The sequence below is a fragment of the Thermodesulfobacteriota bacterium genome (assembly GCA_040757775.1).
Lineage (GTDB): Bacteria > Desulfobacterota > UBA8473 > UBA8473 > UBA8473 > UBA8473.
In genome coordinates this window covers 1-1,506 of record JBFLWQ010000050.1, presented here as the reverse complement: position 1 = coordinate 1,506, position 1,506 = coordinate 1, and the positions used below count along the sequence as shown (strand labels likewise).

1 protein-coding gene is annotated in these 1,506 nt (G+C 41.7%); it reads left to right on the top strand.

All coding sequences use genetic code 11. The annotated features are described in order from the left end of the window. The first annotated feature begins 254 nt into the window (after positions 1–254). Positions 255–1,376 carry a hypothetical protein gene (locus AB1401_15210; protein MEW6616800.1) on the top strand — a complete coding sequence of 374 codons (1,122 nt, stop codon included), beginning with the start codon at positions 255–257 and terminating at the stop codon, positions 1,374–1,376. Positions 1,377–1,506 lie beyond the last annotated feature (130 nt).

Below are 1,506 nucleotides of genomic sequence, written 5' to 3'. Positions count from 1 at the left end.
GATGATCTGTAATAGTATATTTAGGGGTAAATCTCATAGTCTAATGTTAGACGATTATTAGACGATTGTCAAGGAAGGATATACATACCTTCTACATATTGTAATTTATTACATTTTCCTGTAAAATCAAATTGTTTTTAATATGAATTGTGTAAAATATATAAACATTTTAGAATACTAGACCAACCTTTAGGGTTGGTTTTTTGTAAAAAATGGCAGACCAGTCAACTGAAGGAATATCTAGGAAAGATTTTTTGAAAGGGGTCGGTGCCCTTGGCGCCATGGCAGTAGTTAGTGGAGCATTGAAGCCTCTGGAAGCTCTTGCCCAGGAAACCCCCACCCCTATCCCTATCGGCGGATCTGAGCTTAATACCGACTTATCCAAGATATTTAGGGAAAGAATGGGGACCGGTTCCTATTATGCACTCCAATTGGCTCCGGACACTACCTTGGCAGTTCAGGAAGGACTGGACTTTGCTTCTTTGGGTTACATAGTAGTTGATGAATCCAACCAACCCAGACCGGTAATCGTGGATATTCCTGTAGAAACAGGCAGAGATGGTAATGTTTTGAAAGTGCATGCCGGCGGTTTTACCCAGCCGGTTGTTGAAATTACAGAAGGAACAATAGCCAGTTTTGAAGTTAAGGGAGATTTTTTTGTAGTCGGTCCCAGCGGAATGGAACTGGCCTCCAGCAAAGAGGAATTTGATGAAGTCAGCCAAAGTGGTGCTTGGTCGCAACTTACCCATGCTAACCCCGGTGCAGTTTTTGAGATAGTCAGCAGAAATCCCGACAAGACAGCGGTAATTAAAGATGGCAACGGCAGCCAGCATTATGTTTGGATCGGTTCGGTGGACGGCCAGCCTGCCGGCATAGAGCTGAAAACCGGATCAACACTCCCACCAGAAGAAGGACAAAATATTAACCAGGTTTTAGAAAACCAGATAGAGATTCACTCGTCTTATAAAGGAGGGCCCTGGGAAAAACAAAAAATATTGGATTTATTGAATTTAGCAATAAGTATCCACCCCGAGGGTTCAGAGATATGGCAGACAATAAAAAACAGGTGTGGCAAACTTGATGTTGTTGAAGTTAAGTCCCCCGGAGCAATTACAACTTTTGGTTATTCGGATAAACGAACGGAGGTAGTCCAAGAAAGCCCTTATAAATGGTATGACGTTGCTCTTGAGCCTTCTGCTTCTTTAGGGCTTAATTTTAAATATTTGGGGACCTATTCTCAAAGATTACAGGCAGCTTATGTTTTATCGGAGCTTTGGGGAATTGCTAATTTAATCAAGACAGGGCGTGACTATTCAAACACATCATCGGCAACTATGGAGAGGGAAAAATCGGTAGTGTCAAGCATTAGTGTGTAATCCTCCTTTCGAAAACGGGTAGTTTTGGTTTAAATAATTGATAATGGTATTGGCATAACGCTGAGCTGATTCATTATTTTGAAAGGTATTGTCAAAAACTTTCATCCGACGTCTGAGCTCCCGGAATTCC